This is a genomic window from Schinkia acidoalkalinis, from assembly GCF_054301215.1.
This window is the reverse complement of sequence record NZ_CP182573.1, coordinates 4,106,743-4,132,624: the sequence shown is the minus strand read 5'-3', so window position 1 is coordinate 4,132,624 and position 25,882 is coordinate 4,106,743. Positions and strand designations below refer to the sequence as shown.

At 37.8% G+C, this 25,882-nt stretch carries 26 protein-coding genes and 1 pseudogene; 7 read left to right on the top strand and 20 right to left on the bottom strand.

Going from position 1 to position 25,882, the window contains the following annotated elements; translation table 11 throughout:
* Positions 1 to 16: 16 nt before the first annotated feature.
* The 4 genes from ACNQFZ_RS21065 to ACNQFZ_RS21050 all read right to left on the bottom strand — a co-directional run bounded on the left by ACNQFZ_RS21065 (position 17) and on the right by ACNQFZ_RS21050 (position 3,937).
* Positions 17 to 1,492, bottom strand: coding sequence for a nicotinate phosphoribosyltransferase (locus tag ACNQFZ_RS21065; protein ID WP_458413235.1), 1,476 nt, complete (start codon positions 1,490 to 1,492; stop codon positions 17 to 19).
* Positions 1,493 to 1,638: 146 nt separating this feature from the next.
* Positions 1,639 to 2,187, bottom strand: coding sequence for a cysteine hydrolase family protein (locus tag ACNQFZ_RS21060; protein ID WP_458415469.1), 549 nt, complete (start codon positions 2,185 to 2,187; stop codon positions 1,639 to 1,641).
* Between the two features lie 69 nt (positions 2,188 to 2,256).
* Positions 2,257 to 3,057, bottom strand: a complete 801-nt coding sequence (locus ACNQFZ_RS21055) for an NUDIX domain-containing protein (RefSeq protein ID WP_458413234.1) — start codon at positions 3,055 to 3,057, stop codon at positions 2,257 to 2,259.
* A gap of 115 nt (positions 3,058 to 3,172) precedes the next feature.
* On the bottom strand, positions 3,173 to 3,937 hold the full coding sequence (locus ACNQFZ_RS21050) for an exodeoxyribonuclease III (RefSeq protein ID WP_458413233.1): 765 nt from the start codon (positions 3,935 to 3,937) through the stop codon (positions 3,173 to 3,175).
* A 287-nt stretch (positions 3,938 to 4,224) separates the two neighbouring features.
* On the opposite strand from ACNQFZ_RS21050, the gene ACNQFZ_RS21045 reads away from it, so the two are divergent.
* Complete coding sequence (locus tag ACNQFZ_RS21045; RefSeq protein ID WP_458413232.1) at positions 4,225 to 5,079, top strand: hypothetical protein; 855 nt, start codon at positions 4,225 to 4,227, stop codon at positions 5,077 to 5,079.
* Positions 5,080 to 5,193: 114 nt separating this feature from the next.
* Positions 5,194 to 5,787 (top strand): Uma2 family endonuclease, encoded by a 594-nt coding sequence (locus tag ACNQFZ_RS21040; protein WP_458413231.1) that lies wholly within the window; start codon positions 5,194 to 5,196, stop codon positions 5,785 to 5,787.
* 75 nt (positions 5,788 to 5,862) lie between these two features.
* Here ACNQFZ_RS21040 and ACNQFZ_RS21035 read toward each other — a convergent pair whose 3' ends face one another.
* The 4 genes and pseudogenes from ACNQFZ_RS21035 to ACNQFZ_RS21020 form a co-directional block, all read right to left on the bottom strand.
* Positions 5,863 to 7,152 carry a TIGR02679 domain-containing protein gene (locus ACNQFZ_RS21035; protein ID WP_458413230.1) on the bottom strand — a complete coding sequence of 430 codons (1,290 nt, stop codon included), beginning with the start codon at positions 7,150 to 7,152 and terminating at the stop codon, positions 5,863 to 5,865.
* Positions 7,145 to 7,894 (bottom strand): annotated as a pseudogene (locus ACNQFZ_RS21030) (SbcC/MukB-like Walker B domain-containing protein); the annotation flags it as partial. The pseudogene ACNQFZ_RS21030 and the gene ACNQFZ_RS21035, both read right to left, overlap by 8 nt.
* Before the next feature lie 1,118 nt (positions 7,895 to 9,012).
* Positions 9,013 to 10,203 carry a hypothetical protein gene (locus ACNQFZ_RS21025; protein WP_458413229.1) on the bottom strand — a complete coding sequence of 397 codons (1,191 nt, stop codon included), beginning with the start codon at positions 10,201 to 10,203 and terminating at the stop codon, positions 9,013 to 9,015.
* Positions 10,204 to 10,288: 85 nt separating this feature from the next.
* Positions 10,289 to 10,546, bottom strand: a complete 258-nt coding sequence (locus tag ACNQFZ_RS21020) for a DUF2621 family protein (RefSeq protein WP_458413228.1) — start codon at positions 10,544 to 10,546, stop codon at positions 10,289 to 10,291.
* Positions 10,547 to 10,846: 300 nt separating this feature from the next.
* Between ACNQFZ_RS21020 and ACNQFZ_RS21015 the strand changes: the two genes are divergently transcribed.
* Complete coding sequence (locus ACNQFZ_RS21015; protein ID WP_458413227.1) at positions 10,847 to 11,047, top strand: cysteine-rich CWC family protein; 201 nt, start codon at positions 10,847 to 10,849, stop codon at positions 11,045 to 11,047.
* A gap of 32 nt (positions 11,048 to 11,079) precedes the next feature.
* Here ACNQFZ_RS21015 and ACNQFZ_RS21010 read toward each other — a convergent pair whose 3' ends face one another.
* The 3 genes from ACNQFZ_RS21010 to ACNQFZ_RS21000 form a co-directional block, all read right to left on the bottom strand.
* Positions 11,080 to 12,282 (bottom strand): MGDG synthase family glycosyltransferase, encoded by a 1,203-nt coding sequence (locus tag ACNQFZ_RS21010; RefSeq protein ID WP_458413226.1) that lies wholly within the window; start codon positions 12,280 to 12,282, stop codon positions 11,080 to 11,082.
* Positions 12,283 to 12,403: 121 nt separating this feature from the next.
* Positions 12,404 to 13,033 (bottom strand): DedA family protein, encoded by a 630-nt coding sequence (locus tag ACNQFZ_RS21005; RefSeq protein ID WP_458413225.1) that lies wholly within the window; start codon positions 13,031 to 13,033, stop codon positions 12,404 to 12,406.
* Between the two features lie 8 nt (positions 13,034 to 13,041).
* Positions 13,042 to 13,746 carry a polysaccharide deacetylase family protein gene (locus ACNQFZ_RS21000; RefSeq protein WP_458413224.1) on the bottom strand — a complete coding sequence of 235 codons (705 nt, stop codon included), beginning with the start codon at positions 13,744 to 13,746 and terminating at the stop codon, positions 13,042 to 13,044.
* 207 nt (positions 13,747 to 13,953) lie between these two features.
* On the opposite strand from ACNQFZ_RS21000, the gene ACNQFZ_RS20995 reads away from it, so the two are divergent.
* Positions 13,954 to 14,619 (top strand): phosphatase PAP2 family protein, encoded by a 666-nt coding sequence (locus ACNQFZ_RS20995; RefSeq protein WP_458413223.1) that lies wholly within the window; start codon positions 13,954 to 13,956, stop codon positions 14,617 to 14,619.
* Between the two features lie 344 nt (positions 14,620 to 14,963).
* On the opposite strand, the gene ACNQFZ_RS20990 is transcribed toward ACNQFZ_RS20995, so the two are convergent.
* The 5 genes from ACNQFZ_RS20990 to ACNQFZ_RS20970 all read right to left on the bottom strand — a co-directional run bounded on the left by ACNQFZ_RS20990 (position 14,964) and on the right by ACNQFZ_RS20970 (position 19,367).
* Positions 14,964 to 15,671, bottom strand: coding sequence for an MOSC domain-containing protein (locus tag ACNQFZ_RS20990; protein ID WP_458413222.1), 708 nt, complete (start codon positions 15,669 to 15,671; stop codon positions 14,964 to 14,966).
* A 157-nt stretch (positions 15,672 to 15,828) separates the two neighbouring features.
* Positions 15,829 to 16,308 (bottom strand): CBS domain-containing protein, encoded by a 480-nt coding sequence (locus ACNQFZ_RS20985; protein ID WP_458413221.1) that lies wholly within the window; start codon positions 16,306 to 16,308, stop codon positions 15,829 to 15,831.
* Positions 16,309 to 16,502: 194 nt separating this feature from the next.
* The gene (locus ACNQFZ_RS20980; protein ID WP_458413220.1) at positions 16,503 to 17,294 is read right to left on the bottom strand and encodes a putative hydro-lyase; all 792 of its coding nucleotides are present in this window, start codon (positions 17,292 to 17,294) and stop codon (positions 16,503 to 16,505) included.
* Between the two features lie 17 nt (positions 17,295 to 17,311).
* On the bottom strand, positions 17,312 to 18,454 hold the full coding sequence (locus tag ACNQFZ_RS20975) for an NRAMP family divalent metal transporter (RefSeq protein WP_458415468.1): 1,143 nt from the start codon (positions 18,452 to 18,454) through the stop codon (positions 17,312 to 17,314).
* A 151-nt stretch (positions 18,455 to 18,605) separates the two neighbouring features.
* Positions 18,606 to 19,367: a LamB/YcsF family protein gene (locus ACNQFZ_RS20970; RefSeq protein ID WP_458413219.1), complete on the bottom strand. Its 762-nt coding sequence runs from the start codon at positions 19,365 to 19,367 to the stop codon at positions 18,606 to 18,608.
* A gap of 250 nt (positions 19,368 to 19,617) precedes the next feature.
* Here ACNQFZ_RS20970 and pxpB point away from each other — a divergent pair, with 250 nt between their 5' ends.
* Both pxpB and ACNQFZ_RS20960 read left to right on the top strand, forming a co-directional pair.
* Positions 19,618 to 20,352, top strand: a complete 735-nt coding sequence (gene pxpB, locus ACNQFZ_RS20965) for a 5-oxoprolinase subunit PxpB (RefSeq protein ID WP_458413218.1) — start codon at positions 19,618 to 19,620, stop codon at positions 20,350 to 20,352.
* Positions 20,349 to 21,344 carry a 5-oxoprolinase subunit C family protein gene (locus tag ACNQFZ_RS20960; RefSeq protein ID WP_458413217.1) on the top strand — a complete coding sequence of 332 codons (996 nt, stop codon included), beginning with the start codon at positions 20,349 to 20,351 and terminating at the stop codon, positions 21,342 to 21,344. Before pxpB ends, ACNQFZ_RS20960 begins: the two co-directional genes overlap by 4 nt.
* An 83-nt stretch (positions 21,345 to 21,427) precedes the next feature.
* Here ACNQFZ_RS20960 and ACNQFZ_RS20955 read toward each other — a convergent pair whose 3' ends face one another.
* A complete protein-coding gene (locus ACNQFZ_RS20955; RefSeq protein WP_458413216.1) occupies positions 21,428 to 22,183 on the bottom strand; it encodes an IclR family transcriptional regulator in 756 nt (251 codons plus the stop codon).
* Positions 22,184 to 22,301: 118 nt separating this feature from the next.
* Between ACNQFZ_RS20955 and ACNQFZ_RS20950 the strand changes: the two genes are divergently transcribed.
* Entirely contained in the window at positions 22,302 to 23,060 is a 759-nt protein-coding gene (locus tag ACNQFZ_RS20950; RefSeq protein ID WP_458413215.1) for a polysaccharide deacetylase family protein, read from the top strand.
* 60 nt (positions 23,061 to 23,120) lie between these two features.
* Here ACNQFZ_RS20950 and ACNQFZ_RS20945 read toward each other — a convergent pair whose 3' ends face one another.
* The 3 genes from ACNQFZ_RS20945 to ACNQFZ_RS20935 form a co-directional block, all read right to left on the bottom strand.
* Positions 23,121 to 23,843 (bottom strand): 2-phosphosulfolactate phosphatase, encoded by a 723-nt coding sequence (locus ACNQFZ_RS20945; protein ID WP_458413214.1) that lies wholly within the window; start codon positions 23,841 to 23,843, stop codon positions 23,121 to 23,123.
* Positions 23,844 to 23,849: 6 nt separating this feature from the next.
* Positions 23,850 to 24,608, bottom strand: a complete 759-nt coding sequence (locus ACNQFZ_RS20940) for an SDR family NAD(P)-dependent oxidoreductase (protein ID WP_458413213.1) — start codon at positions 24,606 to 24,608, stop codon at positions 23,850 to 23,852.
* Positions 24,609 to 24,696: 88 nt separating this feature from the next.
* Positions 24,697 to 25,881, bottom strand: coding sequence for an acetyl-CoA C-acetyltransferase (locus tag ACNQFZ_RS20935; protein ID WP_458413212.1), 1,185 nt, complete (start codon positions 25,879 to 25,881; stop codon positions 24,697 to 24,699).
* Between the last annotated feature and the right edge of the window lies 1 nt (position 25,882).

The following is a 25,882-nucleotide window of genomic DNA, read 5'->3' as shown; positions in this document are numbered from 1 at the left end:
ACAATCACCAGCCTTATTATTTCTCGCTGTTTTTGATCATCAGTGCAACTTTTTCCTTTACTTCTTCAATATTTTTCATCTTGTTGTCCCAACACGCTTGACTTAAATCCACTGGGTATTCTGCCGGATTTAAAGAACGTTTATACTCTTCCCACAATAACGCCATATTTTTCCTTACATATTTCTGAATTTCCTGAACAGTTGGCACACTGTAGACTAATTCACCATTCACAAAAATATCATGGTGTAATTCCCTTGCTTCAAAATTGGTCACATATTTACTGATAAACGTATGAACAGGGTGAAACATCTTTAAATGATCCTCTTCTTTAGGATTTTCCGTTTCCAATGTGATATAATCGCCTTCCGACTTATGGTTCCTTGAATTAACAATGCGGTAGATTTTTTTCAAGCCAGGAGTTGTGACCTTCTCTGGATTTCCTGAAATTTTAATCGTATCAATCATTTCACCGTTGTCATCTTCAATTGCTACTAATTTATAGACGGCTCCTAAAGCAGGCTGATCATACGCTGTTATTAATTTCGTGCCGATACCCCATGAATCAATTTTCGCACCTTGTTGTTTTAAACTGATGATTGTATATTCATCTAAATCATTGGAAGCTATGATTTTTGCATCTTTAAATCCAGCTTCATCTAGCATTTTTCGTGCCTCTTTTGATAGGTAGGCCAAATCGCCGCTATCTAAACGTATTCCTATAAAATTAATCTGATTCCCAAGTTCCTTAGCAACTTTAATTGCATTCGGCACCCCTGATTTTAATGTGTCATACGTATCGACCAAAAACACACAATCCTTATGTCTTCTTGCATATTTATGAAAAGCGGTATATTCATCTTTATAAGCTTGAACTAACGCATGTGCATGTGTTCCAGAAACCGGTATACCGAATAATTTTCCTGCCTGGACGTTACTTGTTCCGTCAAATCCACCGATAACAGCAGCTCTAGCGCCCCAAACAGCGGCATCCATTTCCTGCGCTCTTCTTGTTCCAAACTCCATCGCCGTTTGATTGCCAATTACTTGCTTGATTCTTGACGCTTTTGTCGCAATTAACGTTTGGTAATTAATAATATTTAATAATGCTGTTTCAATAATTTGTGCTTCAGATAAGGAGGCCTCTACTCTAACAAGGGGTTCATTTGCAAATACCAACTCCCCTTCACGCATCGACCGGATGGTTCCGGTAAATTTCAAGGTAGATAAATAATCGATGAAATCTTCCCCGTATCCTAATTCATCTTTTAAATAGTCTAAATCACTCTTTGTAAACTTGAAGCCATTCAAATATTCAATGATTCGCTCCAGTCCTGCGAATACGGCATAGCCATTTCCAAAAGGCATTTTCCGAAAATAAATTTCAAAAACAGCTCTGCGATTATGCATATTGTCTTCCCAGTAAGTTTCAGCCATATTAATTTGATATAAATCGGTATGCAAACCAAAGCTATCATCTTCGTAATTCGTCATGATAATCCCTCCATTATTACTAAAACTTTTACCAATTTCTATTTAACTCATGCAAGGCGTTCAATGTATCCAATATTTTTTAAAGTTTCTCAATTATATACTTTTTCAATCAAAGGCGTCCATAATAGACTAATTTTTCCCTAAATTCAAATAACATCTGCTCCTATGCTTCCTTTGAAATGACCTAGTGCCCACTCATGTCCGGTTAGATTAAAGCTAGCAACTGCATTTTCATGGATGACAATTTTAAAACCTTTATTATAAGCATCGACAGCAGTATGAAGAACACAAATATCTGTGCAAACACCGACTAAATGAAGTTCGTTAATGCCTCTTTCACGCAGTTTTATTTCCAAATCCGTTCCGGCAAATGCTGAATACCTTGTTTTATCGAGCCAATACACTTTCTCGTTTTCTTTATTTTTCTCGTAGACATCTTTTAGTTCTCCATATAATTCTCGACCCCAAGTACCCGAAATATTATGGGGCGGAAAAAGCTTCGTCTCTGGGTGAAATGAGTCGTTTTCTCTATGAACATCAATAGCGAAGACCACGAACTCTCCTTCTTGAATGAACTTTTCCGTTAGTTTCGTAATTTCTGCGGCAATATTTTGCCCTGGAATACCGCAAGTCAACTTCCCCTCTTCATGCACAAAATCGTTGGTATAATCAATATTAAGTAAAGCTTTTTTCATCATGAACACTCCCCTATCAACAATTTTATTTATTAATTAACTAATTGTTAATTAATATTTTTAAAAAAATTAATAATTTGCGTTGTAAATGGAAACAAAGGGTTCAAAATTATTGAAGCGATAGAGCTGTGCTTCTTTTTTTGAATATTTATTCGACTTTTTCGGAACACCATTGACGATTACTTTTTCAATAAAAGGAAGCGATGGTATTTTTCTGAAAAATTGCGACTCAATGTTAATCCATGGCTCATCCATGACCGTCATTAAAACCCCTCTTAACTCTGATAAAACAAACTCCTCTGGTAAAAAATTTTTCGCTACTGTCGTAAGGGCCATATCTTTTTTTATAAACCAAATGGCATCTTCAATAATTTGTTGATGATCAAATGCCAACTCTAGGTTTTCAATTTCCTTAATCGTAAACAAATCAACATCTTCTGCATCATCAGCTGCTTTTCGTTTTGCTAATACATCCTCTGGAACAATGGCATAATGGGCATTTGAAATAATCCAGCCTCGTCGGTCACGTCCAGGTTTATCATAGGTGCCGAAATGTTTAATCTTTAAACCTTCCACATTTGTTTCTTCTTTTAATTCCCGTACAGCTGCTTCATAGGCGGTTTCATTCGGCTGGATAAAGCCACCTGGCAAGGCCCACTTGCCTCCTTCCATATTTACTTCACCTTCGTGGTTCTTTTCAGCACGTTTGATTAACATTAACTTCAACGTTTTCGTAGGTGGCTTGTGCGGGCCATTATCTTCCGAAATAATCGTAAAAAGGGCGATGTCGCATGTATAGCCGTCCGGTGTTCGATACTTTTTATGACTGTTATTTCTCAATGCTTCATCCTCTGAATTCAAATTAGCCACATCTTCCGCTCCTTTAATTCATTATTAGAGTGGGTTTTGCTATTTAATTAACAATATGTTATTTATTAATTAAAGGTTACACCATTTTCCTATTTTATGCAATGATTTATTTTGCTTATTTTTCTGACATTTTGATTTCCAGATAGACAGGGCAATGATCACTTCCCAGAACATCAGCGTGGATTTGCGAATCTACGACCACATCTGCCAAGCGCTGCGAAACAATAAAGTAATCAATACGCCAGCCAATATTCCTTTCCCTTACCTTATTCATATAGGACCACCAAGAATAAGCACCATCTTTATCTGGATATAGATAGCGGAAAGTATCAACAAACCCAGCTTCCAGCAATCTTGTCATCTTTTCCCGTTCTTCGTCGGTAAATCCGGAATTTCCCTTATTCGTCTTAAAATTTTTCAAATCAAGTTCTTGATGTGCAACATTCAAGTCACCACAAAAAATAACTGGCTTTTGTTTGTCCAATTCCATTAAGTACTTACGAATCAGGTCCTCCCACTCTAATCTGAAAGGCAATCTTGCGAGATCCCTTTGTGAATTTGGAGTATAGCAATTTACGAGATAAAACTGATTGAACTCCAGTGTAATCGTTCTACCTTCCGTTTCCTCGATGCCCTCACCAATACCATACGAAACTGAAAGTGGTTTTTCTTTTGTAAAAATCGCTGTACCTGAATATCCTTTTTTAATTGCGTAATTCCAATATTGATGATAGTTTTCAAGTTCTAACTCAATTTGTCCTTCTTGTAACTTTGTTTCTTGAATACAAAAAATATCAGTGTTCATTTCATTAAAATAATCTAAGAATCCTTTTTTTATACAAGCCCTAAGGCCGTTTACGTTCCATGATACAAGTTTCATTTTTACTCCTTCTTGGTATAAGCATTAATTTTTCATACTTTTTATTCTCCTATATTCGATGAAAACTTGCAAAGAAATGCAATTGGAGTGATTTTAATCGTATGTAAATAAATTTAAAATTTTATTAAAAATCAAAAAGAAAACGTTTTCAAAATTGAAATTTATGATATAATCATTAACAAAGTCCTAGCAATTTCCTCATTTTTTGACCCCTTCTTTTCCACACTATTATTCCTGCTATTAACCTCACTCTAGTAAAAATTCAAGTTAGAAAGGTGATGTTAGAAATGATCAAGAATAGGTCAAGTGACCGTGCCGGCAAGATGTCTAGTGAAGATTGCTACCGACCTTCACCCGAATTAAGAATTTGGTCCATCCCTTTTTCAAATCCAAATGAACGAATAGAGATTTTAGAAAAAGTAAGCACCAGTTCCCAATTTGGGATGCGCTACCGGGGGTTATTCGAGTTTTATGGCGATGACTTGATTACATACAAACGTGAAAAGCCCAAGTGCCCATTACGCAACAAATTTTTGCAAATTCTCTCCAGCTATTTTACAGATTATTTAGAAGACGATAGTCCCGCGTCATGGCCGGGATGCCAAGCTTCCTTTTGGGAAGAACTTATATTTGTTTTTTTCATGCTTCAAATTCAAGTAACCAATAAAGAAAAAGAAGTCGAAACATTCCTCCCTGAGTTAAAAAAGTTTACTCGCTGGATTGATAAGCGTGCTGGAACAAACACACATCCATTAATCAACAAGCTTATTGAGAAAACGAAATCAGAATTAATCATCTGTGAACGTCTCATCAACCATCTCTACTACAAGGCCTATCACGAACTTTCCAAGGATTATACTGACCCACAAAAAGAGATAAATTCAACTCATAATCAAGAATATAACGAAGTAAAAGATACACTTTTTGAAATATCAGAAATAAATGGTGAAATTGCCATAGCATCAGAGCTCTTTACGAATAAAAAGTATTTACTAAATGGCTTGCCTAATCAAATGATTTCACCAGGAACTCTAATTCACGGTACAATCGGCAAAAAATATGGTCATTTGGTTTGGAATTGGTTGCTTCCGGAAAATGTGTTTCCGCAAAGAGCAAAGAAGTATCTTATGCATTTTGATTGACATGATGGTTGGTGATTGTTGTTTGGCAGAGTTTATAACATGTTATCAATTTAAATTCAATCTTCTATGCTATACTGAACTAAAAGATTTTTTCCCATGGGGTGTTGAATAAAAGTGCCAGAAAAAAAACAGAATTCACCAAAATTCAAAATACAAGAGCACGGTCTTACTTACGATGATTATGCAAACATTGATGACGGAAATCGTTATGAATTAGCTGCAGGTAAATTAGAGTTAATGAGCCCAGCACCCTCTGTTACTCACCAAATGATTAGTTTTGAAATACAAAAAAAATTCGCTCAAACTTGCGAAGTAGATTACATCATCCTAAATGCTCCTGTAGATGTTATACTGTCACCTAATGAAGTTAGACAGCCAGACATTGTTCTTGTTCACAGAAAACGGCTCGACATTATTAGTAAACGTGGAGTTAAAGGTGCTCCCGATTTGGTAATCGAAATTCTCTCACCTTCAACCTTAAAACGTGATAAAATTGACAAAATAAAATCTTATGCTTATTTTGGCATACCCGAATATTGGATTGTCGATCATAATGCAGAAACCATTGAACAGTATATATTAGAAGGTGAGCGGTATGAACTCGTCAACATCTTCCAAGAAAATGAAATAGTCACCTCACCCAACATTTCTTGCATCTCATTTACCATGGCTGAGATTAGCGAGAAAATTCCTCCGTCACTAATGTAATATATGACCAAAAGATTGCACAATTTAATAGCTCCAAATATGACAAATCGACAGGTGACACCAAGACCTGTCGATTTACATTTCTAATATATCCTGTATAAGTAAAGCTACAAGACCCTCCTGATAGGCTGCCTTTTTATGGAGCTTCATTGCGTTTACGACTTCCTCTAATTCTGGAGACGTGATGGTTTCGATTTTTGAAAGTCTTGCAGAAATATCTTCATCGGAAAGAGTATGTTCATAACTTTCTTTATCCATTCTCCAAAACGATACATGGTCTGGAAATCTATTTTTTAGCCGCTCAGCCATAGATACACCTTCCGGATCTAAGTCACCTGAATAATGAATAAAATAACTTCCGGAATCAACAAGGAGATCAAATATGATCCAGCTTGCTGTTCGAAATTGTCCATGTGTACAGATGATGGGGGCAGTCGGCACTTCATCGATGATTGTCGCACAGACACTTGAATTTTCAACAACCCATACTTTGTTACCTTTAACAGGTCGGATTTTATTCACTTTCAGCAATTCCTTAATTGGGACATTTAGTACTGTATTTGTAGTTGCAGCGGCATGCCATACCGGATGGATACCATTATGATCTTCAGCAAGCAATCCATTGCAAGAAACAAAGCTCCAAAGATCATCCTTCATTAATCTATTTTGCGCAAATAACTCATTTAACTCCTCTGTCGTTTTTGGCATCCCTACTAAGCTAGATATTTCACTACCATTTCGTTGTTGGTCAACATATAAACAATGAATAAGTAACTTCCCCATTACTTGATCCTGATCAAAGCAATGAGGATTGCCAGTCGTTCTTTGTGCAAACAAAGGCAGTCGTTCATATTTCTTCCCTTTGGGAAGTTGAAGAAAAGCTTGAATAACAATTCGCAGTTGTTCCAATAATTTGTTCGGATTTTGTTTAAAAAGCAACCATATCCACCGAGAGTCTGGTTGTTTCGACTCAATCCATTCCCACCACCATTTTCCCTCGGGCAAAGTACTTAGAAGAACATTAAAAAAATCCTTTTCTTTTTGGCAATCCATTATATTTTCTTCATTTTTCGTAAGAATAGTTTCTCCTAAAACCTCTTCTATTAATTTAATAAGTGAATACTCCAAAAAGGGCGTATGAAGCAGTGCTTTTTCAAAAACAGACAGGCTAACCTTCCCTTTATCCAGCAAATCATAAGTAGGTACACCGATAAACCCTGCAATCGATTCAATTTCTTCCACTGAAAAAGCTTGAATGCTGACCGTTCCCCCGACTCTTCCGAGAGAACGGTATTTTTCTTTAAATAACGTGAATAGCTTAATAAAACCCAGTTCATTCTGAAAAACTTGAACGTCCTTATTCATACGTGATGAGTTCCTTCGCTTGTTCACTAATAGACTCGTCATCAATAACTAACGAGCGCTTTTTCCCATCCCATTGGTAGCGAATGACGGTTACAAAATCAGCATTTTTCGGGCGGACAAGCTCACAGATTGCTAAACTAGAAATCGAATCATAATCGCCCCATAATGCTTGGGAGTTCATAATGTAATTGAAGCCAAGCTGTTCAACGACCTCAAACATATCACGAATATTATTTTCATCCACCCCTGCAAAAGCTTCATCAAGGGAAATGATATAAGGAGCCATTAGGGCAGCTTCTTTGTAACGTGAATATGCTGCTGTAAATAATGGAATATACATCGCCATTGCTTTTTCGCCACCACTAAATTTAAAGAAAGCGTTATTTGTAAGTTCTCGCTTTGGCTCATTCACGCGTTTAAAATACAATACAAACGTAAACCACTTCCGGTAATCCAACACTTCTTTTAAAACTTGGTGAAGTGTTGAGCCTTCATTCCTTAGCTGAATCATCTCTTTTGCCTTCGCTATTCTTGAGCGGAAATGTTTTGTAATCCGGTTTAAATCTTCTTCATTCAAAAATTTACTGTTTCGCTGTAAGAGTTGAACAAGATCCTTTGTATCCAATTCATGTTCAGATTCAGCAGTCAGTGGCTTCCAAGTAATTGAAAAAGTTAACCCTAATGAATTATCACGCGCTTCCATAATCTTGTCCATTTCACGCACCCATTTTTCGGCACGTTGAATGCGATTCCGTAAGATGGAGCCAACCGTATTAACGATGATGTCTTCATATAGCTGTCGGTCTTGTTCGTCCAAATAGCCTTTCTGATCAATTAACTCTTTTTTTAACGAGCGACAGACATGGTAAGGACTTACCCGCTGCCCTTTGTACTCCATTTGAATGATGCGGCGGCTACGATATTGATTCCATTCATTAAGAAACGGCTGATAATAATCATCCCATTCCTTTGTAAACCATTCAGGACGCTCTGCTTCTTCCGGAAATTCGAACATCCTGTACTCGGTTAAAAAGACTTGTTCGTTTAAAAAAGTTTTTGTTAATTGCTCATTTAGTTTTGAACGATCATACTTCGTAAGGATACCTTGAAACTGTGAAACAATATTTGCGGGGTTAGTAGCATCACCCTCTATGTCGATAAAACCACGGACGATTTCTGTCTTTACAAGTTTCTCCCATTCCAGCGCCATATTTGACCAAAATTCAAAGCTTATTTTCGCCGTATCCAACTCTTTCAAACAATGATCTCGCTTTGTTTCCTTTCTTGGTAATTGCTCGCGAACTCTATTCATTCCAGCATCTGCTTCGGCTAGTAATTGTAGCACTTGTTGGATGCGAATTCTTACATCATCAATTCCTTTTATGCGTAATTGCTGTTCGATTGATGCTATTTCAGCTTTTTCAGTATTTAATTTCCCTTCCTTTATATTAATGTCGCCTTTAATATCATCCATTTCTGCTTCTATTTCTGCCATTCTATCAATTAAATCTTTAATTCTTTTGCGTCCTGATAAGCAATCCCGATACATGCTGTGGAGCTTATGCACATGCTCCCGGTAACGAATGGCAGCCTCCATGGCTTGGACAATCGCTTCATTTGTTAACGACAAGTTGAGCTGCCCTTTTTGTTGATGCAGCTGTAACTTAATATTATCTAATTTTTGATGTATCCTTTTCCATTCCTCATCTAACAGCTGTAAAGCCACCCTCTGTTCCTCAAAGCGATGATTATTTTTTTCAATTTGTGTATTTAAGTCATTTAGTTCCCCATCTGTAGGTATTGTCTGTTTCCAACCTTCCGACTCTTGAAGGGCAATCATGATAGCTTGCAACTCACTGTTTAAATTACGCATGTGTTCCAGTAGTTCTTCGATATGTTGCTCCCATTCGCGAATCTTTTCCTGCTGAAATCGTTTCCTTGAGCTACGGCCAATAAACTTAGAAGGTCCATATTCGGTGCATGTCCAATCATACAACCAATCGTATAGGATCCATCAACATCAATATGAAACCCTGTATCATTAGATTCAAGGGAAATACTTCGTAATACTTCATCTACAATTTTGTTAGAAATAGGACTATCAGCATCTAAGTCAGGTTTTAAATAATCAGCTAATGTATAGCCAAGAACAACCGGTTCTGTACGTAACATCCGATCATGAACTGGCGCAAGTGATTGTTCAGTTATTAAACTATCTAACAAGCCGGTTTGTTTTAGAGCAGACTCAATCCGTTCCTTTTGCTCTTCTGTTACATGGTCTTGAAATTCAACAGCAGCATAAAACGGCAAGAATGCTTGGCCTTCTTCACTAAGTTTTGTACGAAATACATCCGTATCCTCAGCGCGCTCAGGATTGGGCATTTTTAACGTTTTCCAATAATGCAATTCATCTTTCGCCGCTCTAATTTCTTGTTCTTTCGTTTGCATCGCTGTTTCAGTCAAATTCTTTTCCGTTTTAAGTTGTGCGATATAGTCATTTATCGAAGTAAATACCGGTTCTCGAACAAGGTCATAATGATTGTTTTCATATAAGCCTTCAATTGCACGAGTAATCGTTTGGAGCTGTTCTTGTGAAAAAACAAGTTTAGGATGCTCCCCAATCCAAGTAAAAAGCTGCGTTTCTAGTTGATGTTTCACTTCAGTAAACCATTCTCCTAAATGGTCAAGATTTTTCCTCGTTTTATCAAGTTCTCTTTTTTTCTCAGATGATTGCTGTTCAAGTCGTTTATAATCCTCCGATAACCTTACCTGTTCCTCTACCAATTGCCGCAAAGTCGTTAACACCCGTTCATGATTGCCGATTTCTTTTATCCAAACGCTAAAATCAAATTCTTCATTTTGATGCCGTTTGAAATCACTAGCATTGACTGAATGCTGCATGAAAGCCGATTCTTCCGCATCCATTGACAATTCATCAAGTATTTCTGTCATTTCTTTTTCATGTAAAAATAGGGCATCCTCAGTTTTCTCTTTATCCTCCCGCGTTCTTCGATACTGGTTATTTTTGGTATTCCATTTATCGCTTAACACTTTTTTATACTCACGGAATTGAGAGAATAGAATAAGAAGGCCAATACTCCAATAACTAGGAGATGGCCTTCTTTTTTCAAACTAATCAACTTGTTTCAAGCAAATCCTCATAAGGTGTTAAATCGATTCCCTTTGCAGTTAATAGCTTAACAGCCCGACCCTGCATACCTCCACGTGATGAAAGAAGGTATCCTCTGACCACATCTTCTTTCATAACAGATTCACCTTCTGCTCCTTCAAGAATAAAGGTTTCGATTTTCTTTTTAGCCACTGGCCGCGCAAAAACAGGAATTGGCTTTACTAGTTCCTCCAATAAATCCTGTGCATCTTGATTCCATTCCATTATGTAACACATCTCCCTCTTTTTGGTATACGCATATTGATAGTATACATTTTTATTCCTTTTTGCAACATTGTAATATTATTTTTATCAAAACTTTGATAATCCTTAAAATAATCAATTTCCCATTTGTCGCAATAATGTTAAAATTATCCACAGGAAAATAAAAAAGGAGTAGACCTTCATGGATACTGTTACTATTAAAGAACTACACTCACGGGATGAAATACTGCAAGCTTTTCCGGTTATGAAGCAAAGAAAAGTTGGATTAAAAAATCGATGAATTAGCATGGAGGAAAACAAATGGAAATCAGCGCTAAGAAATGCCCAATCTGTAATAAAGAAAATAAATGTGGGAATGAGTTAGGAACTTCAACCTGCTGGTGCAGTACAGAGTCCTTCCCTGAAGGTATATTTCAGCTAGTACCAGAGGAACTACGCAACAAAGCTTGTATATGTAAAGATTGTTTGGAGGAGTATCGTAGGAAGGTGTATAAAAATTGAGGAAGCAGCCCCCTGCTTCCCACCCCTTAAACCTAATAATTTAACATTCCAGATTTAACGGCGGAGTCAAGTAAGCCTGCCGCCCTTCTGCTACCACCATAGACTTTTGAGGGAAGGCTGATGGCTTCTTTCTCATAAAGAAACGATTTGATGATCTCCGCAATTTCCCCTGGTTCACCTATTTCGATTCCTGCATGATAGCTATCAATTGCCTTATTCCAGAGCTTCATCTTTTCTTTGTCCTTTAAAATACGCAGCAATTGAATCTGAAGAGATTTTTTAGGGCTTAGCTCAAAAACAAGTTCTTGTTGTTTTAAATATTTTAAATTGATTTCCTCCTGGCCTGGAAGGGAGGAATGGACAAAGATAGGCAGTCTTTTTCTTAATGCTTCACTAATGGTAACACCGCCTGGCTTTGTCACAATCGCATCAACTTTATCATATAATTTATTCATTTCGGCTCTTGATGAAATGTAAGGCAACGGTTTAATATGATCCATTTGCCAAGAGAGAATTTCATTATATAAATGACGATTATTGCCGCAAAGTACAAAGAAATCGAACTGGGTAGACTGTTTTAATTCATCCGCAAGTCTTAGGATGCCGCCTAATCCACTATTCCCTCCAGAAATTAAAATCCTTAGTCGCTTTCTGCGAAATGGGCTAGATACGTTTTGTGTAATTTCTTCATGGACGGGTATGCCCGTAACAATCATATTTTGTTCTGAAACCTGCTTTCTTAACGTTTCTTTAATTTGTTTACTTGGAACAAAATGAAAATCAATGCCTTCTTTTCCCCAAATACTGTTAATAAAGAAATCCGTATAGACATTTATAATGGGAAGATTACATTTCCCCTTCATTTTCAACTGGCTGAGCAAATAGGACGGAAAGCCATGGGTGCAGATAATTAAATCGGGCTTTTCCTCCTCTAACAGCTGCTCCATTTTTTTAATAAAAATGTGTTGATGCCATTTAAGTGTATGTTCCTTTGTTGGCGGAGCATAGAAAAAATTTTTATAAACAAGATTATAACTTTCAGGCGCATAGCGAATCCATTTTAGATAGCTGCCTGTGACCATTTTCTCTAACATTTCATTTGTATAGCTTAACAAATCAATTTTTTTTAATCGTAAATCCGTTGTATATTTTTTCAAAATATCCATAAGGGCATCGGCAACTTTGTGATGCCCGGACTGCATTTGCATAAGTGGTAAGAATAAAACCTTTTTCATCACGTTCATCCCCTGTTCTGGAAAAACCTTATAAAAATTAACCTTTACCCATTCAATGTATCACCATTTTCTTGAAATGCTTGCCTTTTAATCAATTTTTAATGTTTTTTTCAGAGTGTTTTTAGGATGGGTCATCAGATGTCGTTTTAAATTCAATTCCCTTTACTTTTGGCTTTATAATTTTAGATTTTATAAAAACATAAGCTAAAAAAATCACGAATAACAAAAGACCAGCATATGGAACATATTCCGGATTTATTCGAAAGACATTCCCAGCGTAATACCCTGCGACGATATAAGGACCGACCCAAAGAATAGTACCGAGCAATGAAAAAGCTACAAATTTATTAAATGGATGCTTCGAAATTCCTGCAAAATAAGGGCTGATTTGGCGAATTCCGGGCATATAAAAACCAAACAGGATTGTTTTATGCACGTTCTTACTATATTTGTTTTTCGCCTTCTCCCAGCGTTCAACGGTAATACCAACGTATTTTCCAAATTTGATTATGAAGGGAAACCCAACAAACTTGCCAAAGCCGTAAGCCGTAAGCATCCCAACAAAAGCACCTAAAATAGAACTAACTACTGCTGCTCCAAAAGAAAGCTGGTGATGGGCAATTAACAATCCGACTAAAAATAACAGCGATTCTTCCGGGGCTGGGATGCCGACAATACCAAAAAATAAAAACACAGCAATGATAAGATAACCATGTGCTTGAATAGCTTGTGAAATTGCATCTATGCTCATAAACACCTCTAATTAAATATGTCTTTGAGTGTAAAAAAACTTCTGCCCTTTGCTTTACTTTCCTTTAAAAAAATTTCGAGATTTTCCATCATAAATTTTGGAGCCTCTCGATCAGCACCCCATGTTTCTCCACAATCATGAAGCAATAAAATTGCTCCATCTTTTGTCTGCCTAAGCTGATCAAGCAAGCTATTTTTGCAGTTTTCCACTTTCCAATCACCGAAAATTTCCGACCACATCATTACTTTATACTGCTTTGCTAAAAAAGGAGAAAAGATATTAAAATGCCCCCATGGCGGCCGATAGTAAGTAACTTTTTCATTTATTAGCCCCTCAATCGTGGCTTTAGCCTCCTGCAACTGCTTTTTTAATTTGAATGGCGTTAAGAGCCAGCTCGATATATGCTCATTGTGATGGATGCCGATTGTATGACCTTCCCTATGCATACGTTGGATAATATCAGGATTTCTTAATGCATGGCTGCCGACAACAAAAAAGGAGGCCTTCACATTATATTTTTTTAATAAATCCAACAAGTCTTCGGTATATTCAGAACTTGGGCCATCATCAAAGGTTAGAGCAACACCCTCTCCTTTAATCCTTTTCGTGACCCTCCATTCAAAAACTCGAATGAGAACTGTTGGAATAATCGCATAAAGAAGAAATAGCGCAATTAGGCCAGCTACGCATAGTAACAATAGTTTTCCAATCATGGAAACAGCCCTCCCATCTACATATCTCTACAACTAAGATCCTTTTTACAAAATCCATACTCCTAACTTGAAAAAGGTAATGAGTTCCATCTAAAATAAATAAAGTGCCCATTTCAATTTAGCATGATAATGGGAATGATTCGTTTTTTTAATGAAAATTTAATCTTCTAATCAGGAAAAACAGGCAATACATAAAGGGGTTACATTATGAACTTAAAAATCCAGCTTTCTAAAGCATTCCTTATCAGTTTGGCATCGCTACTTGGCTTTGGTTTCATGGCATTTCTGGTTAGTTTCAACCAGATTGTCAAATTTGACAGTACGATTATTTCGTTTATTACTGGATTTGAATCACCGACTTTAACTCAGATTATGAAAGTTTTCACTTTCATTGGTTCATCGAAAGCAATCGCTTTTATTGTACTCATCGCTTCTTTTTTTTTATATAAAGTACTAAAACATCGTTCCGAACTCATTTTATTCATTGGTGTTATGATTGGAGCTAATTTCCTGTTTGCTTCGCTCAAACTCTTGTTTCACCGAGCGCGACCTGATTTACATCGTCTAATTGAAGTTGGTGGCTATAGTTTTCCAAGTGGCCACGCCACTAATGCAATGGCTTTGTATGGCATACTTGCCTTCCTTCTTTGGCGTCATATTCCGACCCACTTAGGTCGAATGATTTTAATTTTTGTCAGTAGTTTAATGATTGTAACAATTGGAGTGAGCAGAATATATCTTGGGGTCCATTATCCAAGCGATATTATGGCGGGATATTTCATCAGCGGATTTTGGATTACATTGGCCATCTGGTTTTTCACACGTTATAAAGAAAAAGTGGAGAAAAGACAAAATGCTTTTGATAGAAAATGATAGGGTTGGACAAGGATATGCCAAAGCGGCATACTTTGTCCTCATTTTGCTTACATGAAGACACTTGCCACGCCATTTCGACACCTGCTGTCTTCATTTCGTAAAAATGAAGACATATGAGCTGCCATCACAACAATAGATGTCTTCATTTTGCTATTTTGTGGACAGACTGACTGCCAAAGCGGCACATTTTGTCCTCATTTTGCTTGAATGAAGACACTTGCCACGCCATTCCGACACCTGCTGTCTTGTTGTCACTTCTTTGTCCCCTATCTAGTAAAGATTAACAATCAAATTTCAACATCAATTCAATTAATAGCAATATCTGAACTTGACTACTTCATTTATTCATTAGGTCCAATAACTCTTTTGCGTATGTCCGGAGCATCCCCTGTTTTGACCCGTTTATTCAGTGTGTTTCGCCATCCCTCTGCCAATAATTCACAGTGGGCAAGTTTTCTTAATTCCTCCAGATTTGGCGATTTTCCATGCATGATTTCGTTGCATTTTGAAATGGTCCAATAAGGAAACGGACGCTCGACTAAAGAGAATGTTTGCCCTGCCTCTACAAAACCCTCTTTTAAAACGCGAAAATACCAACCAGTTCTACCAGTATTTTGGATAAGCAGTGCTAAATTTTTCGTCCTAAAACGGCGGGCTGGCTTCCAACATGGTTGTCTGGGCTGTGAAACTTGAACAACAGCCTCACCAATTTCAAAAACGTCACCAATTGCCATCATTTCTTCTGTAGCATTTTTTAATAAAAAATTTTCGCCCATACCACCAGGCCCAATTTCAGTTGTTGGTAGTTCCTCTTGCCAATAGGTATAATGTTCTAATGGATAAACAAACACTGCCTTTTCAGGCCCGCCATGGTTTTCTGTATCAGCTTGACCATCACCATGTAAGCCCATTTTACCGAGCCAAACTTGACCTTGTATCGGCTTCTTGAAAATGCCGCTTTCCCATTCTCGGTCCATTGGACTGTGGGCATTCTTTACACCCACCTTTTGTGGTAATCCAACAAAAAGCTTGTTTAACACGATCTCCATTCCTGTTCCCCCCAACTCTTTGATAAACCAAATTATACGCCTTCGCCCATAATTGTCTAGCGCGGGTCTAAGGAGCCGGGTACAGTCCTCTTTGATTCTATAAGTTGTCAAAAAAAGACACCAAAGTCGAAAACACAAACGACCTTGGATGTCAGTTTCATTGTTTAGGTACTAATTCGTCTTCACCGCATTTTTTTGAGAGATGATGTATAATGTCCCCACGGCTAATTATGCCTACGACTCTTCCTGCTCCATTTACAACTGGGATTTTTTTGAAATGATGATTGGAGATTAACCGAATTGCAGTTTCAAAGTCATCATCAGGTGACAAGGTTTTAATATTTTTCTTAACCATAATTTTCTCAATCGGTGTATCCATTTTTTCTTTTAATACATCTTCAATTGTTTGAGCTTCTTCAATATAAGTAATATAGTACGCCAAAAATACTTTTTCTTTCTTTGGTGATAGAAAACGAACGACATCACCGTCTGAAATGATCCCGACTAAATTTCCTTTTTCATCAACAACTGGGACACCGCCAATTCGATTCGTTTCTAGGATAGATATTAATTCCCTGACAGTTGTTGAAGGATTCGCCGTATATATATTTCTAATCATAAAATCACGAACTTGCACGCTAATTCCTCCTCTCATTTCAACCATTTTATAGATAGATTCTCTTACTTTAAGGATAAACCATTTTCCCCCACTAATTCTTTGCAACTTTATGAACTTTTTTAACTATTTTTGCTTGATTTTAGGCAATATATGTAGAAGTCGAAGTGATTATGTTTGAAAACATAAAAAAGAAGCAGTGGGAACCCTGCTTCTTATAGCACACTAAATTTCTCATCTTTGACATCACTGATAAACATACAGCCTGGTGCATGTGTAATCATGATGGATGGCTTACTTTCCATCGCGACCGCTTGAGGAGTCACACCACAAGCCCAAAATACAGGAACTTCTCCTTCTTTAATCGTGACGGCATCTCCAAAATCAGGTTTTGAGATATCTTTGATGCCAATTAGACTTGGATCACCAATATGAATCGGTGCGCCATGGACGGCCGGAAATCGTGATGTAATCTGCACGGCACGGATGGCATCCGCTGATGTCATCGGTCTCATACTCACAACCGTTGGGCCTTCAAATATTCCGGCTTTTTGGCAAGGAATATTTGTTTTGAACATTGGTACATTGCAATTTTCTTCGATATGACGAACTGGGATACCGCTTTCAAGAAGCGGTGTTTCAAAGGTAAAGCTGCATCCGATTAAAAAACCAACCATATCATCTTCCCAGTACTCTGTTACATCTGTTACTTCTTCCGTAAAAACGCCGTCTCGGTAAATTCGATACTTCGGAATGTCTTTCCTAATATCCGCCCCTTTTGCAATCAAGGAAGGACTATATGAACCTGGTTCGATCACATCCAACAAGGGGCAAGGCTTTGGATTCCGTTGGCAAAACAGTAAAAAGTCAAAGGCGTACTCTTTTTTTAAGACAGCTAAATTCGCTTGTGTATAGCCTTTTGACATGCCTGCTGTTGGCCCTGTAATCACTTGTTGACGTATTAATTCTCTAATCTCTTTTGGCTCCATAAATTCATAGTTTTGCATTTTTATTCCCCCTATACTTACTTAAATAGAAGAGGCAATTGCTCTATTAATGTTTTTACTCCTAAAATTCCCATTACAACTACAACGAGCACACCCGGAATCGTTAGCCATAACGGGTGCTTATAGGAACCAACAATACTCTTCTTATATGCAGCAACCAATAGTGTTCCTAAAGAGATAGGTAAAATCAGTGCATTTAACGCTCCCACTAGTAGTAAAATGTTAACCGGCTTTCCGACAAAAGCAAATGTTGCAGTTGAAACAATGATAAACGCGATAATAATCCAATTATGGTATTTTTCAATGTTAGGATGGAAAGAGCGAATAAATGAAACAGATGTATAGGCTGCCCCTACTACTGAAGTAATCGCTGCTGCCCACATAATCACACCAAAAATTCGATAACCAATGTTCCCTGCTGCTAATTGGAAAACAGATGCCGGCGGATTTGCCGCATCAATTTGCAAACCTTGCGCAACAACACCAAGAACAGCCAAGAATAACGCAACACGCATAACACCTGTCGCAATAATACCAGTAACAGAGCTCTTTGTTACATCTGGCAAAGATTCCACACCTTTTATACCTGCATCTAACAAGCGGTGTCCACCAGCGAATGTGATATAACCACCAACTGTGCCACCTACAAGAGTAATAATAGCAAACCAGCTAATTTGCTCCGGTTTAACAGTATTCACAATGGCTTCTCCAACAGGAGGTGACGTCTTAAATGCAACATAAACCATAAGGATAATCATCACGACCCCTGCCAATTGTGCGAACTTGTCCATTGCTTTACCAGCTTCTTTTACAAGGAAGATAAAAATCGCAACGACAGCACTAATGATGGCACCTGTAATTGGATCTAAGCCAATCATTGCATTCAAACCTAATCCAGCTCCGGCAACGTTTCCAATATTAAAAGCCAAACCACCGACAACGATTAGTACAGCCAAAACAACACCAAGCCCAGGCAAGACCTTATTGGCTATCTCTTGACCACGCAACCCTGATACACAAATGATACGCCAAACATTCATTTGGGCAAAAACATCTAACAGCAATGATATTAAAATAACAAAGGCAAAACTAGCAGCCAATTGCTGTGTAAATACTGTTGTTTGTGTCAAAAAACCTGGCCCAATCGATGATGTTGCCATCAAAAATGCGGCACCTAGTAAAACACTGCTGGTTATTTTTCTTTTCCCTAAAGCGCTATCATTTTTGTGAACACCCTTTAAATCTGCCTGTTCCACCTTTGATTCCACTTCTTTTGCTGTTGCATTCCCGTTTTCCATATGAAGCCTCCTCTCAATTGCTGATTGCTGAAATGGTAATATTATTTTTTGATAATGTTTCGTTTAAATATTTTGCGAATAATACTGCATGTGCTCCATCACCATGTATGCATACTGTATCTGCTCGTAATAAAACGTCTATATTCTGCTGGGAAATTACTTTTCCTTCTGTTACCATTCTCACTACTTGTGCAGCAGATTGTTCATGATCTGTAATCAATGCGTCATTTTGTCGACGAGAAGTTAGCGTTCCGTCAGACTGATAGGTACGATCGGCAAAAACCTCATGGGCGGTACGTAGCCCAACTCTCTCACCAGCCTTAGTTAACTCACTGCCTGCAAGACCGAATAAAATCAATGATGGTGATACATCATAAACTGCTTGTGCAATCGCTTCCGCAAGCTTCGGATTCTTGGCTGCCATATTGTACAACGCACCATGTGGTTTAACGTGTTGCATAGTTTCATTAAATGTTGCTAAAAATCCTTGTAATGCCCCAATTTGGTATACAACCATATCGTAGCCCTCTTGTGGTGTAATTGCCATTTCCCTGCGGCCAAAACCGTTTAAATCAGGTAAGCCAGGATGGGCTCCAATTTTGACGCCATTCGCAATGGCCAACTTCACTGTTTCCCTCATCACAGTTGGATCGCCGCTATGAAAACCGCAGGCAACGTTAGCTGACGTTACATATTTTAAAATTTCTTCCTGTTCCCCAAGCTTAAAACGACCAAAACTTTCTCCTAAATCACAGTTTAAATCAACTCGAAACATTGAACCCCTCCTTCATGTGCTTAAACAATTCGTTCCATTATTCGGAACTTAAGTTTTGAATTATAGCCTTATTCTAGCATAACTATTTTTTTTTGAGAAGAACTAATTTTCAAATTATAAGAAAAATTAAACACATCGCAATATTCCCTTACTTAAGTCTTGTTTTTCTATTCAATTAATCTATAATAAAAATATCATCCGTATTATAGAACGGTATTTCCGAATTTCGAAACTCAAGGAGTTGACTTCTATGACAAATTACAACAATAGTGAACCCATACGGCCTTTAGGGGATTCAGCGCTGGTCGTTCATTTAGGAGATGGAATCAACCCCGCTGTTCATGAAAAAGTAAAACATCTATCCTACTTATTAGAAAAAGAGCCGTTCCCAGGATTAATAGAATCTGTTCCGTCTTATAATAGCTTGACGGTTTATTACAACCCAGTCGCAGTTTATTTTTCGATTGTTAATCGCGATCTAAAAAGTCCTTATCAAACAGTAAGCGCTTTAATTAATAAGTTACTCGATCAGGTAAACAACAGTGAGAAGGCTGAACAAAGGCTTGTTACCATCCCGGTGGCCTATGGTGGAGAATTTGGCCCAGACTTGGATTATGTTGCGGCCTATCATGGACTTTCGATTGATGAGGTTATTCAAATTCATTCTTCCAATGAATGTTTAGTTTACATGATTGGTTTTGCCCCAGGCTTTCCGTTCTTAGGAGGCATGGATGAAAGAATTGCAACACCTCGGAAGGATTCACCACGTCTTGCCATTGTTCCAGGGTCCGTTGGAATCGCTGGCAAACAAACGGGCATTTACCCGCTTGAGACACCTGGTGGATGGCAAATCATTGGGCGAACTCCGCTCGATTTATTTCTTCCGAACCAAACGCCGCCAACATTATTACAATCAGGCGATAAAATCCGCTTTACCCCTATTTCACATGAAGAATTTGCTGCTTATAAGGAGATGAAACGATGAGCGTAAAGGTCTTACATCCTGGATTATCAACTACCATACAAGATTTAGGGAGATTCGGCTCACAAAAATTCGGAGTTATCGTAAGCGGTGCGATGGATTCAATTTCACTTAGAATTGCGAATCTGCTTATCGGAAATTCAGAAGGTGAAGGAGCACTTGAAATTACATTGTTTGGAACGACACTCGAATTTCAAAGTGAGCAATTAATCGCCATTACCGGAGGCAATTTACAGCCGACCATTGATGGAGAAGAAGCGCCAATGTGGCGGCCAATCCTCATTCGTAAAGGATCTATCTTAAAATTCAAATCCGCGATTACAGGATGCAGGGCATACGTTGCCTTTGCGGGCGGCATTCAGGTTCCAGAAGTGATGGGCAGCAAAAGCACCTACCTTCGGGCAGAAATTGGTGGATTTCATGGCAGAGCCCTGCAAAAAGGTGACGAATTTTCATTTGGGTCCTATACCCATATTGCTCTTTCATTTGTGGGGCAGCTTGAAAAAATGAATCGTCATTTTCCATGGTCAGTTAACTATAAGGAATTTTTTTCATTCAAACAAACACAAACCATTCGTGTTCTTAGAGGGTCCGAGTATCATCGTTTTGATGAAAGTAGTCAACAGACGTTCTTTTCAGAGCCATATACTTTAACAACTCAAGCGGATCGTATGGGGTATCGCTTAGAAGGAAAAGCATTGTCTTTAGCTGAAAAATTCGAGTTGTTATCAGAAGGTGTTACGTACGGGACAATTCAAGTTCCTTCAAATGGACAGCCGATTATCTTAATGGCAGACCGCCAGACGACTGGAGGATACCCGAAAATTGGCCAAGTCATTTCCGCCGATTTACCAAAGTTGGCCCAATTGCAACCAAAAGCTAAAATTTTGTTTAAAGTTGTCTCGATTGAACAAGCGGAAAATGAGTTAATCGAAAAAGAGATTATACTAAATGAACTTGCCATGGGAATTCGTATGAAAGCACTTCATCCATAATTGGCTTGAAGAACATGCATATAATATTATATTAATGAAGAAACAGGGGTAGACCACTTCGACAGTAAGCGGCTACCCAGTTATTATTCCATATATCCAAGCTGTCTAGATATCTCCGCTGCAGCTTTTTTTACTTTTTCCTTAAAAATCTCAAGCTTCTCTCCCTGATAATTTGCCTCAATCCCCGCAATACTAATACCTGCAACCACTTCTTCTAGGTGATTATAGATAGGGGCTGCAACTGCAGATGTAAAATTCTCCAATTCCGAATGGCTAACGGTACACCCTTCTCTTCGTTCCTGTTGAATCCTTTCATATAGTTGATCTTTGTTGGTAATCGTACCATTGGCAATTGGCTTAAGTTCTACTGTGTCAAGATAGGCCTTTATTTCCGAATCAGGTAAAAAAGCAAAAATCGATCGTGGACAAGCGCCAGCATGGAGCGGACTCTTTCTGCCAATTGCAGTATAAAGCCTTACCTTTTGCTTCCTATCGATTTTCTCAATATAGACGGCTTCATTTCCTTCACGAACAGTCAGGTTAATCGCTTCTTCAACATCATTATGTAACGCATCCATAATCGGATAAGCAATTTTCCGTATATCTAGCCTTGCAGAAACGAGATGGCCAAATTTAAGAAACAACAGACCAAGCCTGTACTTAGAATCACTGCCTTTTTCCAAAAAACCCATGTCCTCTAACGACATCAACATCCGATAGACTGAGGTTTTCGGCATCCCTGACAGATTGATAATTTCTTGAAATGATAATTCCGCATGATCAATAAATAAATTTAATATATCCATCGATCGGACAACTGTTTTATTTTTGCTATTCATCCTGTTGTATCCCCTTCCGTCTTAATTATACCGAAAAAAAAAGAGAGCGCATTAGTAAAAATCTAAATGCTCCAAATGGATATTATCCTTCATTTATCGTAATACTAAAGGAAGTATTATGAAAGAAGTGAAGGACATGTTTTGCACTCGATTTCTTTTAATTATACAAGTTCTTACAATTATTTGTGTAGGACCAATGGGTCCCACTAGTTCTGTTCAAGCTTCAACTTACCCATTACAAGCAAAATACCCCAACACAATGATTTACAAAGCAAATACACAACAAAAAGTAATCGCCTTATCATTTGACGATGGTCCAGATAATCGATTTACACCACTAATTTTAGATGTATTGAAAAAATATGATGTAAAAGCCACTTTTTTTCTACTAGGGACAAGAGTTCGTGCTTATCCCGACACCGCTAGACGTATTCATTATGAAGGGCATGTCATTGGAAACCATACATTTTGGCATCCAAAACTTACAAATACGGGCGTCAAAAATATGGTTTGGGAAATAGAAAAAAATGAAAAGGAAATGTCAGCTGTTGTCGGAGTTCAATCGAACCTTTTCCGTGCTCCCTACGGAGCCTTAAATGAGCAGCTAGTGAAAGAGTTAGAAAAATTGAATTATCGTTGTATAGGGTGGTCTGTTGATTCGGAGGATTGGAAAAGCCTTTCAGCATTAGAAGTGAAACGCAATGTATTAAATGCTGTTCATCCTGGTGCTATCATCCTTATGCACAGCGCTGGCCATTGGACGCAGGATTTAACTGGAACAGTCAATGCATTAGAGGAACTTATTCCTTATTTAAAGAAACAAGGATATCGTTTTGTAACGATTCCTGAGCTTTGGTATATCGAGCATGCAAAGTAAGCAATATTTTAAAATGAAAACAGCAAATTTCCAACCTCTTTGGTAGGAAATTTGCTGTTTTTATGATTTTGAAATAAAGTATTTCTCCTCAAAAATTGGAACAGCACTCATTTTTTCAAAATGGTCAATCACCCATCGTAATGTGTGTCCATACCCTTTTTGATGCAGCAAGCCTGCAGTCTCACTAAGTAATAAGTTTTCAAATTCAATATGTTTAGATTGAACAAAGCAATCTCTAGCTAATTTGGCCGAATCCGACAATGAGTAATCTCCGTATTTGATAAGATAATCAATAATATGTCCCGCTCCAACAAAATCTTCTAGCGAAAACCGGCCTGCATTTCCAGCACAGATTATGATAATAGATGAATTATCACCTTGTTGACTGATTTGTTCGGCCACACGATGTCCATTTAGCAGGGATGAAGCATACAGCAATTTTGCTTCCTTTGCCTTTTCAACCGCAATAGTTCCATTAGTTGAGCAAATAATAGCCGCCTTTCGGGTAAAGTCTTTTTTAATAACTGTTGGATCCGGATATTCAAAATTTTCAATCTTATCCCCGTATAACTCTCCCAACAATAGAAAAGGGCGTTGTTGTTGTTTCCCAATCTCCAATGCTCTTATGTCATCTTTAACGGCATAGACAGGATTAAATCGATTTTCCAACAAACATGCGATTGTGGATGTAGCTAGAAAAACATCTATAACCACTGCCGTGCAATTCTTTAATAATGGCGAATCTACTAATTCTTTTTGTGTGATTACATTAATTTTTCTCATATGTCTCTACTGGGCAAGCCATCCTCCGTCAACAAAAATGGTTTGGCCCGTGATAAAACTACTGCTCTGCGAAGCCAACAGAATAAGCGCCCCTTCTAATTCTTCTGGGGTTCCTAATCTCTTCATCGGTGTTTTATTTACGATTTTATCCAATACCTTAGGATTCCTTAATTCATTTCTATTCATATCTGTTTCAATATAAGCAGGCCCAATTGCATTGACCTGAATTCCATACCTTGCCCATTCAAGTGCAAGAGATTTGGTTAGATTAATAACGGCCGCTTTGCTGGCGGTATATGGGCTTATTCCAATATCACCAACAGCTCCAGCAACTGAAGCAATATTAATTATTTTTCCATACCCTTGCTCCTTCATTTTTTTAGCAGCAGCCTGGGAACAGAAAAATAGTGATTTTACATTTAAATCAATCACTCTATCCCATTCTTCTTCCGTTACATCAAATGCAAATTTTGTTTGGGAGATCCCGGCATTATTCACCAATATATCAATTTTGCCAAATATATTGCCTACCTCGTCCATCATTTTCTGAATTGCATTTACATTGATTAAATCGATTGAAAAACTGAAAGCTTTTCGACCCATTTTTAAAATATCAGATACTGCCTCTTCGTTTTTTTCTTCATCTCTACCAATAATTACAACATCTGCCCCTGCCCTTGCTAAGGCTAAGGCCATTGTTTTTCCTAATCCTCGATTTCCTCCTGTTACAATGGCAACTTTATCTGTTAAATCAAATTTTCCCAAGTCCGTTCACTCCTATTAGCTAAGTTCCCAATATATAGGGATAGAGAGCAAGAAAAACATCTTGCTCTCTAAGTTTGATAGAAACCTATTACACTGCCTCAACTATGATAGCGATTCCTTGGCCTCCCCCAATACATAAAGAGGCAACTCCATACTTTTTCCCTTGATTAACTAAATCAATAATTAATGAGTTTAGTATTCTAGCACCTGAAGCGCCAACTGGGTGGCCATAAGCAATAGCTCCACCGTTAATATTCACTTTTTCTCGTGACAAACCTAATTCTTTTTCTACAGCAATATATTGAGCTGCAAAAGCTTCATTAAGTTCAAACAAATCAATATCATCGATTGTTAATTTTGCTCTTTCTAATGCTTGTTTTATTGCCGGAACTGGGCCAATACCCATATAATTTGGATCAACCCCAGCTAATCCCCATGAAACAATTTTTGCAATTGGTTGAACAGAAGGATTTTGATTGATAAATGATTCACTAGCAAGTACAATTGCACCAGCACCATCATTAATTCCGCTTGCATTACCAGCTGTTACAGTCCCATCCTTTTTAAAAGCCGGTTTCAGTTTTGAAAAATCTTCAATTGTAGAAGTGGCGCGAATATGTTCATCGTTTTCAACAAAAAACTCCTTGCCATTTTTCTTCTTCATTAGAATTGGAGTAATTTCCTGTTTAAGCCTTCCACTTTCCTGTGCAAACAATGCCCGTTGCTGAGATAGTAATGCAAATTCATCTTGCTCTTGTCTTGAAATTTCATATTTCTCCGATAAATTTTCTGCGGTTATTCCCATGCCGCTACCAACGTATTCATCTGTCAGCGTTGCCCATAGCATATCATCGATTTGCGGGCTTTTTAATCCAGATCCAAAACGTGTATCTCTTAATACATGTGGCGCTTGACTCATATTTTCCGTCCCAACAGCCAAACCAACGGAAGATTCACCAAGCTTAATCGCCTGTGCTGCTGATACAACAGCTTGAACACCAGATCCACATAAGCGATTTACAGTTAAAGACGGACTTTCAATTGGTACGCCTGTTTGTAAAGCTATATGTCTTGCAATATAAGAAGCATTTTTGCTAGTGTGGATGACATTGCCGACTACAACATTATCCACAACTTCTGCAGCTATATTACTTTTTTCCAATGCAGCCTTACTAGCAATAACACCTAGTTCAGTTGCAGAAATATCCTTTAAACTTCCACCAAATTTGCCAAAAGGAGTGCGAGCTCCACCTAAAATATAAACATTTTCCATT

Bases quoted from the DNA above. Each gene is read 5' to 3' on its own strand.
- ACNQFZ_RS21065 (WP_458413235.1), bottom strand. From the start codon at position 1,492: ATGACGAATTACGAAGATGATAGCTTTGGTTTGCATACCGATTTATAT.
- ACNQFZ_RS21060 (WP_458415469.1), bottom strand. From the start codon at position 2,187: ATGAAAAAAGCTTTACTTAATATTGATTATACCAACGATTTTGTGCAT.
- ACNQFZ_RS21050 (WP_458413233.1), bottom strand. From the start codon at position 3,937: ATGAAACTTGTATCATGGAACGTAAACGGCCTTAGGGCTTGTATAAAA.
- ACNQFZ_RS21045 (WP_458413232.1), top strand. From the start codon at position 4,225: ATGATCAAGAATAGGTCAAGTGACCGTGCCGGCAAGATGTCTAGTGAA.
- ACNQFZ_RS21035 (WP_458413230.1), bottom strand. From the start codon at position 7,152: ATGAATAAGGACGTTCAAGTTTTTCAGAATGAACTGGGTTTTATTAAG.
- ACNQFZ_RS21020 (WP_458413228.1), bottom strand. From the start codon at position 10,546: ATGGAATGGAATCAAGATGCACAGGATTTATTGGAGGAACTAGTAAAG.
- ACNQFZ_RS21015 (WP_458413227.1), top strand. From the start codon at position 10,847: ATGGAAATCAGCGCTAAGAAATGCCCAATCTGTAATAAAGAAAATAAA.
- ACNQFZ_RS21010 (WP_458413226.1), bottom strand. From the start codon at position 12,282: ATGAAAAAGGTTTTATTCTTACCACTTATGCAAATGCAGTCCGGGCAT.
- ACNQFZ_RS21005 (WP_458413225.1), bottom strand. From the start codon at position 13,033: ATGAGCATAGATGCAATTTCACAAGCTATTCAAGCACATGGTTATCTT.
- ACNQFZ_RS21000 (WP_458413224.1), bottom strand. From the start codon at position 13,746: ATGATTGGAAAACTATTGTTACTATGCGTAGCTGGCCTAATTGCGCTA.
- ACNQFZ_RS20995 (WP_458413223.1), top strand. From the start codon at position 13,954: ATGAACTTAAAAATCCAGCTTTCTAAAGCATTCCTTATCAGTTTGGCA.
- ACNQFZ_RS20990 (WP_458413222.1), bottom strand. From the start codon at position 15,671: ATGGAGATCGTGTTAAACAAGCTTTTTGTTGGATTACCACAAAAGGTG.
- ACNQFZ_RS20980 (WP_458413220.1), bottom strand. From the start codon at position 17,294: ATGCAAAACTATGAATTTATGGAGCCAAAAGAGATTAGAGAATTAATA.
- ACNQFZ_RS20975 (WP_458415468.1), bottom strand. From the start codon at position 18,454: ATGGCAACATCATCGATTGGGCCAGGTTTTTTGACACAAACAACAGTA.
- ACNQFZ_RS20970 (WP_458413219.1), bottom strand. From the start codon at position 19,367: ATGTTTCGAGTTGATTTAAACTGTGATTTAGGAGAAAGTTTTGGTCGT.
- pxpB (WP_458413218.1), top strand. From the start codon at position 19,618: ATGACAAATTACAACAATAGTGAACCCATACGGCCTTTAGGGGATTCA.
- ACNQFZ_RS20960 (WP_458413217.1), top strand. From the start codon at position 20,349: ATGAGCGTAAAGGTCTTACATCCTGGATTATCAACTACCATACAAGAT.
- ACNQFZ_RS20955 (WP_458413216.1), bottom strand. From the start codon at position 22,183: ATGAATAGCAAAAATAAAACAGTTGTCCGATCGATGGATATATTAAAT.
- ACNQFZ_RS20950 (WP_458413215.1), top strand. From the start codon at position 22,302: ATGAAAGAAGTGAAGGACATGTTTTGCACTCGATTTCTTTTAATTATA.
- ACNQFZ_RS20945 (WP_458413214.1), bottom strand. From the start codon at position 23,843: ATGAGAAAAATTAATGTAATCACACAAAAAGAATTAGTAGATTCGCCA.
- ACNQFZ_RS20935 (WP_458413212.1), bottom strand. From the start codon at position 25,881: ATGGAAAATGTTTATATTTTAGGTGGAGCTCGCACTCCTTTTGGCAAA.